Raw genomic sequence first — 15,389 nt, 5'->3', positions numbered from 1 at the left:
GGTCAAGCCCGCTCCCACATGACTGCGGTGATCCTGTGGGAGCGGGCTTGACCCGCGATTGGGTCGGTGCAGCCCCTTGCCCACACCCGCACAATCGCGCACCATCCCCTCCCGCACTTGCCCACGGATGGCCCCGGATGAAACCGCTGTACCTGCTACTGGCCCTACCCCTGCTGCCCGCCTGCAGCCTGATCGGTTTCGTCGCCAAGGAAAGCGTCGTGGGCGCCACCAGCCACTACGGCTTGAGCAGCACCACGCTGATCGCCGAACTCCCGCCCAACCACGGCGTCACCTACAACGCCAGCTACGCCCCGCTCGACCCGTACCGCTGCACCGTGGCCTCCCCCGCCACCGGCGGCATGCGCTCGCGCCCCAACCAGTACCGCACCGACCAGGCCGATGCGCACCCCGACGCGCGCACCGTCACGTTCAGGATCCCGCTGACCTACACCATCGGCAGTTGCACCCAGCAACTGGACAACATCACCGTGAGCATCAAGTCCCCCAGCGGGCGGTACAGCCTGGCGGGGGTCAAGGTATTGCCGGCACTGCCCGACGGCACTGGGCCGGTGCGCGACGCAGACCCCGAGCTGGTTGTGCGCCGCCTGTGCGGCACGGCCTACCACATCGTGCCCGGGCATGAGCGCCACGTGCTGGCCAGGGACATCGACTGCCTCGCCGCCGACAGCCAGTGGCAACCCCTGGAGCGGACCTCCAGGCACCCCGGCCCGGTCGCCAACGTCGCCTACACCCAGCTGAACAAGACCGACCTGCGCTTCGTGTACCGCCTCATCGACAAGGAGTGGCCGCTTTACCCCGAGAACTGGTCACCGGTCGGCAATGGCATGAAGCCCTGCGCTTCACAATGGAAGTGGGTTGGTGAAGCCTCCTGCAGCTACCGCCAGCAGACCTTCAGCACCTTCGAGATGGACGGGCGCCAATGCACCACCTACCCGGGCTGCTCGTAACCGCGTCGCCCCTTCAACGGGCCTCCCCCGCACGCGGCTTGTAGAACAGGAACCTGGGAGTTTCGGCGGTCTTCAAGTACGTCCTGGCCCACGCGGGATGCACATGGCGGTCATGAAAGTACATCGCGCCATCGGTGCTGTCGGTCAGTTGCTGATTCAGCGCCTTGCGCGCGATTTCCTTGGCCACGGTGTACTGCACCGGCTCTTCCACGTCGTCCGAGCGCCCGTCGCACCACCACGAGAACTGGCATGTACGCTCCTTGATGCCCTGCTTGACCACCTCGCACACGGTGCCCGGAAACCCTTCGTGCCCCAGCCGGTTCATCACCACGCTGGCCACACCCTGCATGTCCGCCGCCTCACCGCCCTTGGCCTCCCAGTAGAGGGTGCGCGCCAGGCAGGTGATCGCGTCATCCAGCGCGGCCTCGCCCTTGGGGTCGACCGCCTGCACTTCGCTGCGGGTGATGGCCTGGTCGCTGGGTACGCTGGCCTCGCGCCCCTGTTCGGCAGCCTTCTGCTCCAGCACCTGGGCCTTGTCTTCGGCTACCGCCGCAGGCGGCGCCGCGGCGGCAGAGCCCGGCAGAACAGCGATCAACCACACGGCAAGACAGCAAACTGCAGCGAATGAGCGCATGACCGAGCCTTCTTGTGAGCCTCTGATAGATGCACAGTAGCTGCAACCGGCGATTTGCGCCGCCCTACCCCAGCAGCTCGCGCAGGCGGTACCACAACATGCCCAGCGCCAGCAGTGGCGAGCGCAGGGCCGGGCCGCCGGGGAAGGTCATGTGCGGCACCTTGCTGAAGATATCCAGGCCCTGGCTATGCCCGGCGTGGATCGCCTCGGCCAGCAACTTCGCCGTCCAGTGGGTGACGTTCACCCCGTGCCCCGAATAGCCCTGGGCGTAGAACACGTTGGGATGCTGCTGCAGGCGTCCCACCTGCGGAAAGCGATTGGCGGTAATGCCGATCTTGCCGCCCCACTGAAAGTCGATGCGCACATCCGCCAGCTGCGGGAACACCTTGAGCAGCTTGGGCAGCATGTAGCCGGCGATATCCGCCGGGTCGCGCCCGGAATAATGGCAGGCCCCGCCGAACAGCAGGCGCCGGTCGGCGGTAAGGCGGTAGTAGTCCAGGCCGACCTTCTGGTCGCACAGCGCCAGGTTCTGTGGGATCAGCCCGGTGGCGCGCGGTGCCGACAGCGGCTCGGTGGTGATGATGTAGCTGCCGGCCGGCAGCACCTTGCCGCTCAGGCGTGGCTCCAGGTCGTCCAGGTGCGCATTGCACGCCAGCACCAGGCTGCCGGCCCGCACGCTGCCGCGCGCGCAGCGCACCTGCACGGTGGGGCCATGCACCAGTTCGAGCACCGTGCTGTGCTCGAACACCTGCACCCCCAGCGACGCCGCCAGGCGCGCCTCGCCCTGCACCAGGTCGAGCGGGTGCAGGTGGCCGGAGCCCATGTCCAGCAGCCCGCCGGCATACACCTTCGAGGCCACCACCTCGTGCATCTGCTGCGGCCCGTAGAGTCGGGTCTGGTGCCGATAGCCCAGCGCCTCCAGGCTCTGCTGTTCAGCCTGGAACGCTGCGTACTGCGCCGGGGTATTGGCCAGCTCGCAGAAGCCCCAGCGCAGGTCGCAGTCGATGCCGTCCTCCTGCACCCGGCGGCCCACCACCTCCACCGACTCGATGCCGGCGCGTTGCAGGTAGGCCACCCCTTCCTGCCCCACGTAGCGGGCAAACCCCGACACCTCGTGGCCGATGCCGCGAATCAGTTGCCCGCCGTTGCGCCCGCTGGCGCCCCAGCCGATGCGCCGCCCCTCCAGCAACACCACCGAAAGCCCGCGGCGAGCCAGTTCGATGGCGGTGTTGACCCCCGTGAAGCCACCGCCGATCACGCACACATCGGCGATCAGGTCCTGCTCCAGCGTGGGGTAGTCGGCCTGGCGTCTGGCCGTCGCTGCGTAGTACGAACGGGCGTGTTGCGCATTGCCATTCACGTTGTTCATTTGTTCGATTTCACTTTGCTCCACGAGCGGGTCATCAAACGCATGATGGCCGGCGTGGGGGTGCTGGAGATATACAGTTTGTCGAGCACCGCCTGGGGCGGATACACCTCGGGGTTGTCGACCAGGTCGGCGGCCATGTACTGGCGCGAAGCCGGCGTCGGGTTGGCGTAGCCCACCAGGGTGCTGACCTTGGCGATCACCTGCGGGTCCATCAGGTAGTTGATGAAGGCGTGCGCCTCCTTGGGGTTGGTGGCGTCGGCCGGGATCGCCAGCAGGTCGAACCACAGGTTGCTGCCCTCCTTGGGAATCGAATAGGCGATGTTCACGCCGTTGTGGGCTTCCCTGGCGCGGTTGGCCGCCTGGAACACGTCGCCGGAGTAACCGAAGGCGATGCAGATGTCGCCGTTGGCCAGGTCCGTGACGTACTTGGAGGAATGGAAGTAGGTGATGTACGGGCGCAGCGCCAGCAGCTTGGCCTCGGCCTTCTTGTAGTCCTGCGGGTTTTCGCTGCGCGGGTCCAGGCCCATGTAGTTGAGCACTGCCGGGAACAGCTCGTCGGCCGAATCCATGAACGACACGCCGCACTGGCTGAGTTTTTTCAGGTTCTCGGGCTCGAACAGCACCGCCCACGAATCGATATGGTCGATGCCCAGCACCTGCTTGACCTTGTCGACGTTGTAGCCGATGCCATTGGTGCCCCACAGGTAGGGCACCGAGTGGCGGTTGCCGGGGTCGTTGTCCTCTAGTTTCCTGAGCAGCACCGGGTCGAGGTTCTTCCAGTTGGGCAGTTGCGAGCGGTCCAGCTCCAGAAACGCCCCGGCCTTGATCTGGCGCGCCAGGAAGTGGTTGGACGGCACCACCACGTCGTAGCCGGTGCGCCCCGCCAGCAGCTTGCCCTCCAGGGTTTCGTTGGAGTCGAACACGTCGTAGATCACCTTGATCCCGGTCGCCCCCTGAAAGTCGGCCAGGGTGGTGGGGCCGATGTAATCGGTCCAGTTGTACACGCTGACGCTCGGCTGGGCCTGTGCGGCGGCCCCCCACAGCAACCCCAGGGCCACCGGCAACACGGATTTCAACAGACGCATATCGACACCTCTTCTGATTGTTTTATCGATGATCGGCAGGTCAGCGCATCACACGCTCAGCAGCAGGAACTCGCGCTCCCACGAACTGATCACGCGCTTGAAGTTCTCGTGCTCGGCGCGCTTGACCGCCACGTAGCCACGCACGAACTTGCTGCCCAGGTAGCGTTCGATGGTCGGGCAGTCTTCCATGTGCGCCAGCGCGTCCTCGATGGTGATCGGCAGGCGCAGGTTGCGCCGCTCATACGCACGCCCCTGCACCGGGGCGCTGGGCGCGATGCCCTCGACCATGCCCAGGTAGCCGCACAGCAGGCTGGCGGCAATCGCCAGGTACGGGTTGGCATCGGCGCCGGGCAGGCGGTTCTCAACGCGCATCGACTCGGGGCTGGAGGTGGGCACGCGCAAGCCCACGGTGCGGTTCTCTTCGCCCCACTCCACGTTCACCGGTGCCGAGGTGTCGGGCAGAAAGCGGCGGAACGAGTTGACGTTGGGCGCGAACATCGGCAACACCTTGGGGATGTACTTCTGCAGGCCGCCGATGTGCTGCAGGAACAGCTCGCTCATGCTGCCGTCGTCATTGACGAAGATCGGCTTGCCGGTGGCGCTGTCGACCACGCTCTGGTGCAGGTGCATGGCGCTGCCCGGCTCGTCGCCCACCGGCTTGGCCATGAAGGTGGCGGTGACGTTGTGCTTGAGTGCCGCCTCGCGCATGGTGCGTTTGAACACGGTGATCTGGTCGGCCAGGTCCAGGGCGTCGCCGTGGCGGAAGTTGATTTCCATCTGCGCCGGGCCGTCTTCGTGAATCAGCGTGTCCAGGTCCAGGCCCTGGGCCTCGCACCAGTCGTAGACGTCCTCGAACAGCGGGTCGAACTCGTTGGCGGCATCGATGGAGAACGACTGGCGGCCACTTTCGGCGCGGCCCGAACGGCCCAGTGGCGCCTGCAACGGCAGGTCCGGGTCTTCGCAGCGCTGGGTCAGGTAGAACTCCATCTCCGGTGCCACGATCGGTTGCCAGCCCTTGTCGGCGTACAGCTTGAGGACTTTCTTGAGCACGTTGCGCGGCGACAGCTCGATGGGGTTGCCCTGCTTGTCGAAGGTGTCGTGGATCACGATCGCGGTGGGCTCCAGCGCCCAGGGTACCGGGTAGATGGCCGTCGAGTCGGGGCGGCAGAGCATGTCGATGTCGGCCGGGTCGAGCAGGTCGTAGTAGATCTCGTCCTCGACGAAGTCGCCGGTCACGGTCTGCAGCAGCACACTTTCCGGCAGGCGCATGCCTCGCTCATGCAGGAACTTGTTGGTGGGGGCGATCTTGCCGCGGGCGATACCGGTCAGGTCGGTGACCACGCATTCCACTTCAGTGATCTTGTGTTCTTTCAGCCAGGTGGACAGCTGATCGAAGGGGGTATTCATGAGAACCTCGTTGTCGTGATGCAGGGCATGCGCAAGGGTGTGTGTGGCGCGGGCGGGCAAGGCCTGGCTTCCCCTGCGCCGCGTTGAGGTCTATCTTGGTGCCGCAGCTGCGGCTGCATCTATCCACTTTGAGCAGAAGAAAATGCACCAAAGCAGTGCATTCAGAGGTTCTCATGACAACCCCGTCGCCCTTGCGGGTACAGGCCTTCACCAGTGCCGATGTGGCCGAACAGGTACGCGCCACGCCAGGCTGGGCACAGCACTACCAGCAGATGTCACCCGGGCACTTTGCCGGGATGGTGCGCTGCCTCGACCTGCACGGCGTGGAGGTGTACGAAGAGTGCATGAACACCCGGGTGGAGCAGAGCTTCAGCGCCCCCGGCGGTTCGCTGTCGTTCTGCTTCGACCGCAGTGACAACAGCCTGTACGTGCTCAATGGCGAAAGCCGCAACATCTGGATCACCCCCGAGAACTACCAGGAAGTGGCCGTCGTGTTCGGCCCTGCGTTCGTGCGTGAGCACGGCGTGGACGTTGCGGCGCTCGAAGGTCTGTTCATGGCACCGCTCAATTCCCAGCGCAATGCCTTGTTCAGCGGCTGGCTGAGCAGTACCCTGACGCGCCTCTCGCAGAGCGAGGACGCGCCGTGCCAGCAGGTGCTGGCCAGGCAGTTGCTGGACGATTGTCTGTACATTCTCGACACCGCCTCGGTGTGCCTGGACCGAGGCGAGCTGTGGCGGCGCACCGAGGAGCGCACCATCATGCGCAAGGTCAGCGAATGGGCGGCGGATTCGCCGGAGGAGTCATTGAACCTGCTGCAACTGGCGCAGGTGGCCGGCAGTTCGGTGCGTCAGTTGCAGCATGCGTTCAAGGCGTACACCGGCATCACGCCCAGCCACTGGCTGCGCCTGCGCCGCCTCAATGGCGCGCACCGCGAGCTGCTGACCGCGCGCGGCCACACCGTGGCGGAAGTGGCGATGCGCTGGTCGTTCTGGCACCTGGGGCGGTTTTCCAGCAGTTATCAGGCGCTGTTCAAGGAGCTGCCCAGTGAAACCCTCAAACGACGCAAGGAGACACGGTATGGCTTTTGACTGGCATGGCGGGGTGATTACCCGGGATACACCGGTGGGCGAGGATTACCGCAACACGCAGAACGTGCGGCGGTTCATGCGTGAGCAGTGTGGCGAGGATTTCAGGTTCGACCGGCCGTTGATGGCGTGGATAGTCGATGGTACGGCGCGGACGATGGGGGATGTGGTGGATGAGTGGGCCAGGCGTCGTAGTGCTTAGCTGAACCCGCGACATCCCCGCGCAAGTACCCACTGGCAGCCCAGGCTGGTATTGTGCCGCCCTGCAAACCCAACTGGATGACTGTGAGGAAATGACGTTGAACGCTGATGCGAACATGACCGGGGACCTGTTCGAAGTCGACAAGCGCCTGGGCCTCAAACCCGTGGTGGACTTCAACACCTACCTGCGCGCCGCATTCGCCGACGGCGCCTGCGCATGCAGCCGCTGCCTGGAAAACAAGAGCGACGAGAGCGGCTACGCCTTCGCCCATACCTTCGACTTCCAGGGCCAGGTCACCCATCGCCGCTTCGCCACCACCACCGCCAGCGATGTGCTGATGGTCCTGAAAAAAGCCTGGCTGTCCTACACCAAGGCCGAACTGGATGTCAGCGGCAACCTGGACCTGGACGCCATCAAGGCCTTCGTCGAGCCACAGCTGCACAAACGCCTGGTGCCACTGTTCGTCGCCAGCGGGCTGGTTGTCGAGGTCGACGGGCAACTGGTGCTGCAAGCCCAGGCCGCCGCCTGACGGCCATGCCTGGGGCGCGTTGCCGGCAGAGCCGCCAACGCGCCCCAGGCGCAACCCGCGCGCGATTGCACCCCCGCCCAGGCTACACACAGGCATTGCGACACTGTAGTATTGAGAACTATTCACATTCACTGTCGAGTCGTTCCCGGTGCACACGCCTTCCTCCAAGCTCGGCTTCTTCTTCAGCGACCACCACCGCTGGCTGCTGCAACACATCCAGAAGCGCCTGCGCAACCGCGCCGACGCCGAAGACACGGCTGCCGAGGCGTTCTGCCAATTGCTGGTGGCGCGGGTTGATCCGGACAGCATCCAGCAACCGCGGGCCTTTCTGTCGACCATCGCGCGCCGGCTGATCTTCGACCGCCACCGCCGCCGCCAACTCGAAAATGCCTACCTGGAACGCCTGTCGAGCCTGCCCGAGCAGGTAGCGCCCTCCCCGGAGGAACAACTGCTGCTGGTCGAAGCGCTGGTGGCCATCGACCGAGCGCTCACCGGCCTGCCCGCGGTGGTCAAGGCAGCCTTCCTCTACAGCCAGCTCGATGGCCTGAGCTATGTGGAGATCGGGCGCAAGCTCGCGCTGTCGGAACGCACCGTCAGCCGCTACATGAAACAGGCCCTGCGCCAGTGCTACCTGGCCGAGATGGCACCATGAGCAAGGCCCGCCTCGACCCGGCCGCGGAGCAGGCCATCGACTGGATGGTGCGCCTGAGCGCCGACCGCAACGACACCCGCCTGCACGCCCGTTTCGATACCTGGCTCAACAGCGACCCGGCCCATGCCCAGGCCTGGGGCCGGCTGCAGGAGCGCCTGGGTGGCGCGTTCGGCACCGTGCGGGCGCTGGACCAGCGCCTGCCCGGCCAGGCCGGCGAAGCCCGGCGCGTGCTGATGCAGCCCGGCACCTCCCGGCGCGATGTGCTGCGCGCCATCGGCGGGCTGGGCCTGCTGGGCGGCGGGTTGTGGCTGGCGGCGCGCAGCGAGGTCGGCACCACGCTGATGGCCGACCTGCACACCGGTACCGGCGAGCGGCGCACCCTGGAACTGGAAGACGGCAGCCAGCTGAGCCTGAACGCTAGCACTGCCGTCGACCTTCAATTCGATGCCCACCAGCGCCTGGTGCTGCTGCGCCAGGGCGAACTGGTGATTGAAGTGGCACCCGACCCGCAGCGCCCCCTGCGCGTGCGCACCGCCCAGGGCGAAATCCGCGCGCTGGGCACGCGCTTTCTGGTCAGCCAGCAGCCCGACGCCACCCGCGTGGTGGTGCTGCAGCATGCGGTGCGCGCACGCCTGCACGATGGCAGCGAACTGGACCTGCAGGAAGGCCAGGCCGCCCTGCTGCACGCCCAGCGCATCGAGCGCCTGGGCCGTGACGAGCGTCACCGCGCCGACTGGCTGAACGGGCACCTGAATGTACTGGATGACCCGCTGGATGCAGTGGTCGACGCGCTGCGCCCCTACACCCGCGGCTTCGTGCGGGTCGCGCCGCAGGTGCGCAACCTGCGCGTGCAAGGGGTGTTCCCGCTCAACGATCCGCAGCGCAGCTTCGGTGCGCTGGCCGAAACACTGCCGATCGAGGTACGACACTACGGCCCGTGGTTGACCCTGATCGGCCCGAAAAGCTGAGCCCGAGAACCCTCTGATAAGTTTTTATGAAAAACAATCGCATTTGTGTCCGGTTTTCATTTCTCATCCCACCTATCTCCTGACTGCACACACAATCAGGAGAATTCCGTGCTCAACCCTTGGTCCCGCGCCCTCCCCGTCGCCGTTGCCCTGGCCACCCTGAGCTGCGCCGTGTCTGCCCAGCAGCAGGCACTTGCGTTCAACCTGCCGGCCGGCCCGCTCGCCGCCACGCTCAATGCCATCGCCAGCCAGAGCGGCCAGATCATCTCCCTCGACCCGGCCCTGGTGCAGGGCAAACAGGCCCCGGTCGTCCGTGGGCAGATGAGCGCCGAGCAGGCCCTGCAGGCCGCACTGGCCGGCAGCGGGCTGCAACTGCTGGTGACCGGCAGCGGCCACTTCAGCGTGGTGCAAGGTGTGAGTGCCGACGGCGCACTGGAGCTGGGCGCCACCAGCATCACCGAGGTGCGCAACCTGGCCACCACCGAAGGCTCGAACTCCTACGCAGCGCGGGTCACCACCATCGGCAAGGGCGAACACACGCTCAAGGAAATCCCCCAGTCGGTCAGCGTCATGACCCGCAAGCAGATGGACGACCAGGGCCTGACCAACCTCAAGGACGCCGCCAACCAGACCACCGGCCTGGTCGGCCAGCAAGGCGTGGGCAAGGGCATGATCCTGATGTCGCGCGGTTTTCAGATCGACGACTGGCAGTACGACGGCGTGCCGATTCCGCGCAACACCTACTCGCTGGGCAACTGGGCGACCCAGGACCTGATCTTCTTCGACCGCATCGAGTTCCTGCGCGGTGCCTCGGGCCTGCTGCAGGGCACCGGCAGCCCGGGCGGCGCGATCAACCTGGTGCGCAAGCGCGGGCAGGACAAACCCACCGTGACCGTCACCGGCAAGGCCGGCTCCTGGGACCACTACGGCCTGCAACTGGACGCTGGCGGCCCGCTGAACCCGCAGGGCACGATCCGCGGGCGCTTCGTCGCCGACGAAGACCAGAGCCAGTCGTTCATCGACTACGAGTGGAGCAAGACCCACTCGCTGTACGGCGCGCTGGATTTCGACCTGAGCCCGGACACCACCGTGGGTGTGGGCGTGAGCTACTCGGACAACACCTCACGGCCCATGCTGCGTGGCCTGCCGCGCTATGCCGACGGACGCCCTGTCGACGTGCCGCGCTCGACCTATACCGGCGCGCGCTGGAACCACTCCGACATCGACGTGACCACGGTGTTTGCCGACCTCGACCACCGCTTCAACGACGACTGGAAGGTGCATGCCGCCGCCGTGTACATGAGCGAGAGCAACGACTCGCTGCACCAGCGGGTGCAAACCACCGGCCAAGGGCTGAATCCTGACGGCAGCGGTGTCCAGTATGCCAACTGGTACACCGACTTCGACTCGACCAAGGTGGGTCTGGACGCCTACGTCAACGGCCATTTCGAGACGCTGGGGCTGCAACAGGAACTCATCCTGGGTGGCAACTATTCCCAGCTCAAGACCGACGATGTGTTCGCCCGCACCTTCATCAACGGCGGCAATATCTTCGATATCGACCACGACCGACCCAAACCCAGCTACGACAGCCTGATGCGTGACGGCGGCCGAGCCACCGCAAGCGAATATGACGTGCGCCAGAAAGGCCTGTACGGCAGTTGGCGGGTCAAGCTGGCCGAGCCGTTGACCGTAGTGCTTGGCTCACGCGTGAGCTGGTACGACTTCCGCTACTCCTCAGTCATCACACAGGGCAACACGGTGACGGTCGCTGACCCAAGCGTCATGACCGAAACTGGTGTGGTTACCCCCTATGCCGGCATCATCTATGACCTGACCCAGGAATGGGCGGCCTACGCCAGCTACACCGACGTGTTCCAGCCGCAGAGCGAACTCGATGCCGCACAATCGGTACTGAAGCCGATTGTCGGCAGCAACTACGAAGTGGGCCTCAAGGGCGAACTGATGGATGGCCGGGTCAACACCTCGTTCGCCGTGTTCCGCTACGACCAGAACAACCGAGCGATCACCGACGCTTCTGCGCAATGTGGCTCCGGCGATTGCTCGAAAGCGTCCGGCAAGGTGCGCAGCCAGGGTTTCGAAGCCGAAATCAGTGGCGAAGTGATGCCCGACCTGCAGCTGTTCGCCGGGTACACCTACACCACCACCACGTACATCAAGGACCCGGAGAACGAAGGCAAGGTCTTCAACCAGTGGACCCCCAAGCACATGCTGCGGGTATGGAGCGACTACCGTTTGCCGGGCGACTGGAGCCGCGTAAGCGCGGGCCTGGGCTTCAGCAGCCAGAGCCACACACTGGGTTACGAGAGTACGTTTGATGTGCCCGGTTACACGGTGTGGAATGCACGCCTGGCCTATCAGCTGACGCCTGAGGTGAGTGTGGCAGTCAACGCCAACAACCTGTTCGACAAACACTACATTGCCTCGGGCTACAACCAGCTCGGCGGCAACAACAACTACGGCGAGCCGCGCAACATGATGTTCAGCGTCAAGTACACGCCGCAGTTCTGAGGCGCCTGCTTCGCCGGCAAGGCCGGCTCCTGCACAGCCTGTAGGAGCCTGCCTTGCCGGCGAATGCCCCGACGCGGTGTCACCTGCCCAGCGCCCTGGCCATCACGATGGTGCGTTCTTCCCCCTCCACCACCTCGCGTACCACCGCATACCCCAACCGCGCATAGAACGCCTGCGCCGTCAGCGAGGACGGTACCCGCAGCGCCTGCACCCCCGCCGCACCGGCCAGCTCTTCAACATGCAGCATCAAGGCCCGACCGATGCCCAGCCCCTGCCGGTCCGGCGCCACGAACACCGTGCGCACCACGTCCCCCTCCAGGCTCGCGGTACCCACCACCTGCCCGCCCAACTGCGCCACCACCACCTGCCGACGCGCCATCAACCCCAGCAGCGCCTCGGGGGAAAAACTCTGCTCCACCCGCGCAATCACCGCCGGCGAATAATCCTGGCTGTTGCTCGTGCGCAAGGCCTCGACAATCACCCGGCTGATCGCCGGCGCATCCGTTTCCAGTGCTTGGCGCACCTGACATGTTTCGCTCATCACCGCCCCACTCCAGCCACCCTGCATTTGAGAATGAATGCTATTATCGCCTTCCTTTTTTCGACACCCGAGCCCTGTCTTGTCCGCGCCCACCCGCTACCTGCTGAGCGACTTCCATGCCCTGGGCCAGCGCTACGACGTGCACTATAGCCTGCCCGAAGGCGACGGCGGCGAGGACGATCCGTGCCTGATGCAGGGCCATATCAGCGAACATCGCCTGGCCCCCGGCTTCAGCCTGGTGAACTCCGACGTGCAGGCCTTCCACACCTACCGCGCCGATTCGCTGGACATGCCTGACCTGACCCTCGCGCTGGTACTCCAGGGTCAGGCCTCGATCACCTACACCCGCACCCAGCCCCTGCAACCAGGCGCCTGCATCACCGCGCTGTGCGGCGATGGCCGGCCGATGTCGGCACTGCACCGCGGTGGCGCGCACCTGCGCGGGCTCAACCTGTCGCTGCGCCGCCCGCAGGATGTGGGCGAAGAGGCCTTGGCCGAGCTGATCGAGGCTCGCCTGCGCGGCCACGGCTCGGCCCTGAGTTGCTGGGCCCTGCCCGCGCACTTGCTGGCGGCCATCGAAGACATGTTGTCCGGTCGCTGGCAAGGCACCCTGCAGCACCTGTTGTGCCAGGGCCTGAGCCTGCAACTGCTCAGCCACGGCCTGGCCAGTTTCGACAGCCTGCCGGCCCCTTCGCCGGGCCTGTGCCCACGCGACCGGCTGATGCTCGAACGGGTGCGCGAGCACCTGCACCAACAGCCCGGCGACGAGCACGACCTCACCGAACTGGCGCGCCTGGCCTGCATGAGCAGCAGCTCACTGCGCAGCAAGTTCCGCGCGCTGTACGGCGAAACGGTGTTCGGCTACCTGCGCAACCGGCGCCTCGACCAGGCCCGCCAGTTGCTCGAACAGGGCTGGCAGATCCAGCAGGCCGCCCACCATGTCGGCTACCGCCACGCCAGCAATTTCGCCACCGCGTTTCGCCAGCGCTTTGGCCACGCCCCCCGCGAAACCGCCTGAAGTTCCCCACCCGACGCACGCTTTGGCAGCGCCCATAAGCAGTCTGGCATCTGCCAAACGTGCCCCCGCAAGCAACTGTGAATAATACGCAGACGATAACGATACTCTGCGGAGAACGATTCCCATGCAGCGCCGCCTTGCCCCCTCTACCCGACCGATCAGCAGTGTGCGTATCGCCCTGCTGGGCGGGGCCTTTGTCTCCCTGATGGCCAGTGCCGAGGAGTCCGCCGAAAAGCCGGTGCTGACACTGCAGGCCACCGACGTACAGGGCGAGGCGTACCGGCCGCAGACCACCGAAGGCAGCGCCAGCTACACCACCGGCGCGATGTCCACCGCCATCGGCTTGCCGATGTCGATCCGCGAAACCCCGCAGTCGGTCAGCGTGGTGACCCGCCAGCAGATCGAGGACGAGGGCCTGAGCAACACCGCGCAGATTCTCGACAGCGCGCCGGGCATTTCCCATGTGCGCAACGACAGCAATCGCCTGTCGTTCTCGGCGCGTGGTTTCACCATCGACAACTTCCAGTTCGACGGCCTGGCCTCGCCGATCAACGGCTTCTGGAACTTCGGCGCCACCGAGATGGACTCGGCCATCTATGATCGCGTCGAGATCGTGCGCGGCTCCACCGGCCTGCTGACCGGCGCCGGCAGCCCGTCGGCGGCGGTCAACTTCGTGCGCAAGCGCCCGCTGCCCGAGTTCGCCGCCAGCGGCTCGGCAGGCATCGGGCGCTGGGACGAGCGACGTGGTGATGTGGACGTGTCGGCCCCGCTGACCGAGGACGGGCGCATCGCCGCGCGGGTGGTGGCCGCCTATTCGCAGAAGGACAGCCACGTCAGCTACCTGGACTACGGCTCGCGCACCTTGTACGGCGTGGTCAGCAGCGAACTGGGCCCGCGCACCCGGCTGACCACCAGCCTGGAGTACCAGAAGAACGAAACCGACGGCATGGGCAGCGGCTTTCCGCTGTTCTACAAGGACGGCGGGCGTACCGACTTCGGCCGCTCGGCGGCCAACAACACCAAGTGGGGCTACTTCGGCACCGAGTCCACCACCGCCTTCGTCGACCTCGAGCACCAGCTGGAAAACGACTGGAAGCTGCGCGCCGCCTACAGCCGCTTCGAAGGCAACTACCGCATGCGCTACCTGTACCGCGGCGGCTACCCGGACCGCGAAACCGGGCGCGGCATGTCGGCCAGCTTCCTCAAGTACGAGGGCGAACGCACCCGTGACGACTGGCACCTGACCGCCAGCGGGCCGTTCCAGCTGCTGGGCCGCAGCCACGAGCTGGCGTTCGGTGCGATGAGCATCGACGACGACCTGACCATCGACCAGTTCAGGCCGCTGGGCACGGTACCGGATACCGGCAACTTCATGGACTGGAACAGCAACCACATTGCCGAGCCCGCCTGGTCCAACGTGCGTGCCTCGGGCGATGCCACCCACACCCGGCAGAACGGCGGCTACGCGGTAACGCGCCTGTCGCTGGCCGACCCGCTGCACCTGATACTCGGCGCACGGGTCAGCAACTGGGAAATCGACCAGGACTACTACGGCAGCCTGCGCCAGTACCGCTACCGCAACGAAGTGACGCCCTACGCGGGGTTGGTGTATGACCTGAACTCGACCTACAGCCTGTACACCAGCTACACCAGCATCTTCAACCAGCAGAACGCGCGCGGGCCGGACGGCAGCATCCTCGACCCGGTGACCGGTGACAGCTACGAGGCCGGCATCAAGGCCGGCTACCTGGACGGTCGCCTGAACGCAGCGCTGGCGGTGTACCGCACCCAGCAGGAGGGTTTGGCCGAAGCGATCCCGGGGGTGAACGTGGAGGGGCGCCCCAATGAGCAGGCGTACAAGGCCGGCACCGGGGCGCGGGTCGACGGCTTCGACCTGGAGCTGGCCGGGCAGCTCACCGAGCAGTGGAACCTGTCGGCCAGCTACACCCACTTCATTGCCCGCAATGCCGACGACAAGGCGATCAACACCAACCACCCGCGCACCCAGGCCAAGCTGTTCACCACCTACCGCCTGGGCGGTGTGCTGGACAAGCTGACCGTGGGCGGTGGCGCGACGTGGCGCAGTGGCGTGTCACGCAGCGACGTGGCGATGCCGGGCGGTTTCACCGACCTGGAGCAAGGCGGCTACACGCTGGTCAGCCTGATGAGCCGTTACGCCCTCAACGACCACCTGAGTGTGAGTGCGCATGTCGACAACCTGTTCGACAAGCGTTACTACGAGCAGATCGGCTTCTACAGCCAGGGCTGGTACGGCGAGCCGCGCAACCTGCGCCTGAGCGTGCGCGCCACCTTCTGACCGCATCGCGGGTCAAGCCCGCTCCCACAAGTACTGCGCCGGCCCCAGGAACATCGCAATACCTGTGGGAGCGGGCTTGACC

Annotated in this window: 14 protein-coding genes; 9 read left to right on the top strand and 5 right to left on the bottom strand. The window is 65.8% G+C overall.

Annotated features, from left to right (window positions below; translation table 11 throughout):
- The first annotated feature begins 137 nt into the window (after nt 1–137).
- Nucleotides 138–968: a hypothetical protein gene (locus QMX96_RS25335; protein WP_100633379.1), complete on the top strand. Its 831-nt coding sequence runs from the start codon at nt 138–140 to the stop codon at nt 966–968.
- A 13-nt stretch (nt 969–981) separates the two neighbouring features.
- Here QMX96_RS25335 and QMX96_RS25330 read toward each other — a convergent pair whose 3' ends face one another.
- From QMX96_RS25330 to QMX96_RS25315, 4 genes are all read right to left on the bottom strand, one after another.
- The gene (locus QMX96_RS25330) at nt 982–1,602 is read right to left on the bottom strand and encodes a cell wall hydrolase (protein ID WP_058541232.1); all 621 of its coding nucleotides are present in this window, start codon (nt 1,600–1,602) and stop codon (nt 982–984) included.
- Between the two features lie 64 nt (nt 1,603–1,666).
- Nucleotides 1,667–2,971 carry an FAD-binding oxidoreductase gene (locus tag QMX96_RS25325; protein ID WP_058541233.1) on the bottom strand — a complete coding sequence of 435 codons (1,305 nt, stop codon included), beginning with the start codon at nt 2,969–2,971 and terminating at the stop codon, nt 1,667–1,669.
- Nucleotides 2,968–4,056, bottom strand: a complete 1,089-nt coding sequence (locus QMX96_RS25320; RefSeq protein WP_043860898.1) for a polyamine ABC transporter substrate-binding protein — start codon at nt 4,054–4,056, stop codon at nt 2,968–2,970. The genes QMX96_RS25325 and QMX96_RS25320 overlap by 4 nt, the downstream gene beginning before the upstream one ends.
- Before the next feature lie 48 nt (nt 4,057–4,104).
- Nucleotides 4,105–5,463, bottom strand: coding sequence for a glutamine synthetase family protein (locus QMX96_RS25315; RefSeq protein ID WP_043860899.1), 1,359 nt, complete (start codon nt 5,461–5,463; stop codon nt 4,105–4,107).
- A 173-nt stretch (nt 5,464–5,636) separates the two neighbouring features.
- Here QMX96_RS25315 and QMX96_RS25310 point away from each other — a divergent pair, with 173 nt between their 5' ends.
- From QMX96_RS25310 to QMX96_RS25285, 6 genes are all read left to right on the top strand, one after another.
- Nucleotides 5,637–6,551, top strand: a complete 915-nt coding sequence (locus QMX96_RS25310; RefSeq protein ID WP_282362649.1) for a helix-turn-helix domain-containing protein — start codon at nt 5,637–5,639, stop codon at nt 6,549–6,551.
- Nucleotides 6,541–6,750 (top strand): DUF6434 domain-containing protein, encoded by a 210-nt coding sequence (locus QMX96_RS25305; RefSeq protein ID WP_043860901.1) that lies wholly within the window; start codon nt 6,541–6,543, stop codon nt 6,748–6,750. The genes QMX96_RS25310 and QMX96_RS25305 overlap by 11 nt, the downstream gene beginning before the upstream one ends.
- 97 nt (nt 6,751–6,847) lie before the next feature.
- Nucleotides 6,848–7,279 (top strand): hypothetical protein, encoded by a 432-nt coding sequence (locus QMX96_RS25300; protein ID WP_185061871.1) that lies wholly within the window; start codon nt 6,848–6,850, stop codon nt 7,277–7,279.
- A 148-nt stretch (nt 7,280–7,427) separates the two neighbouring features.
- Nucleotides 7,428–7,931, top strand: coding sequence for a sigma-70 family RNA polymerase sigma factor (locus QMX96_RS25295; protein ID WP_043860903.1), 504 nt, complete (start codon nt 7,428–7,430; stop codon nt 7,929–7,931).
- Nucleotides 7,928–8,899 carry a FecR family protein gene (locus QMX96_RS25290; RefSeq protein ID WP_054915125.1) on the top strand — a complete coding sequence of 324 codons (972 nt, stop codon included), beginning with the start codon at nt 7,928–7,930 and terminating at the stop codon, nt 8,897–8,899. Before QMX96_RS25295 ends, QMX96_RS25290 begins: the two co-directional genes overlap by 4 nt.
- A 108-nt stretch (nt 8,900–9,007) precedes the next feature.
- Nucleotides 9,008–11,431, top strand: a complete 2,424-nt coding sequence (locus tag QMX96_RS25285) for a TonB-dependent siderophore receptor (protein ID WP_282362648.1) — start codon at nt 9,008–9,010, stop codon at nt 11,429–11,431.
- A 79-nt stretch (nt 11,432–11,510) separates the two neighbouring features.
- Here QMX96_RS25285 and QMX96_RS25280 read toward each other — a convergent pair whose 3' ends face one another.
- On the bottom strand, nt 11,511–11,972 hold the full coding sequence (locus QMX96_RS25280; RefSeq protein WP_123752700.1) for a GNAT family N-acetyltransferase: 462 nt from the start codon (nt 11,970–11,972) through the stop codon (nt 11,511–11,513).
- Nucleotides 11,973–12,051: 79 nt separating this feature from the next.
- Here QMX96_RS25280 and QMX96_RS25275 point away from each other — a divergent pair, with 79 nt between their 5' ends.
- Nucleotides 12,052–12,990 carry an AraC family transcriptional regulator gene (locus QMX96_RS25275; protein WP_278929278.1) on the top strand — a complete coding sequence of 313 codons (939 nt, stop codon included), beginning with the start codon at nt 12,052–12,054 and terminating at the stop codon, nt 12,988–12,990.
- Between the two features lie 124 nt (nt 12,991–13,114).
- Entirely contained in the window at nt 13,115–15,307 is a 2,193-nt protein-coding gene (locus QMX96_RS25270) for a TonB-dependent siderophore receptor (protein ID WP_116054834.1), read from the top strand.
- The last annotated feature ends 82 nt before the right edge of the window (nt 15,308–15,389 follow it).

The organism is Pseudomonas sp. PS01300, assembly GCF_029960155.1.
GTDB lineage: Bacteria > Pseudomonadota > Gammaproteobacteria > Pseudomonadales > Pseudomonadaceae > Aquipseudomonas > Aquipseudomonas palmensis.
This window is presented reverse-complemented; position numbering and strand designations above follow the sequence as displayed.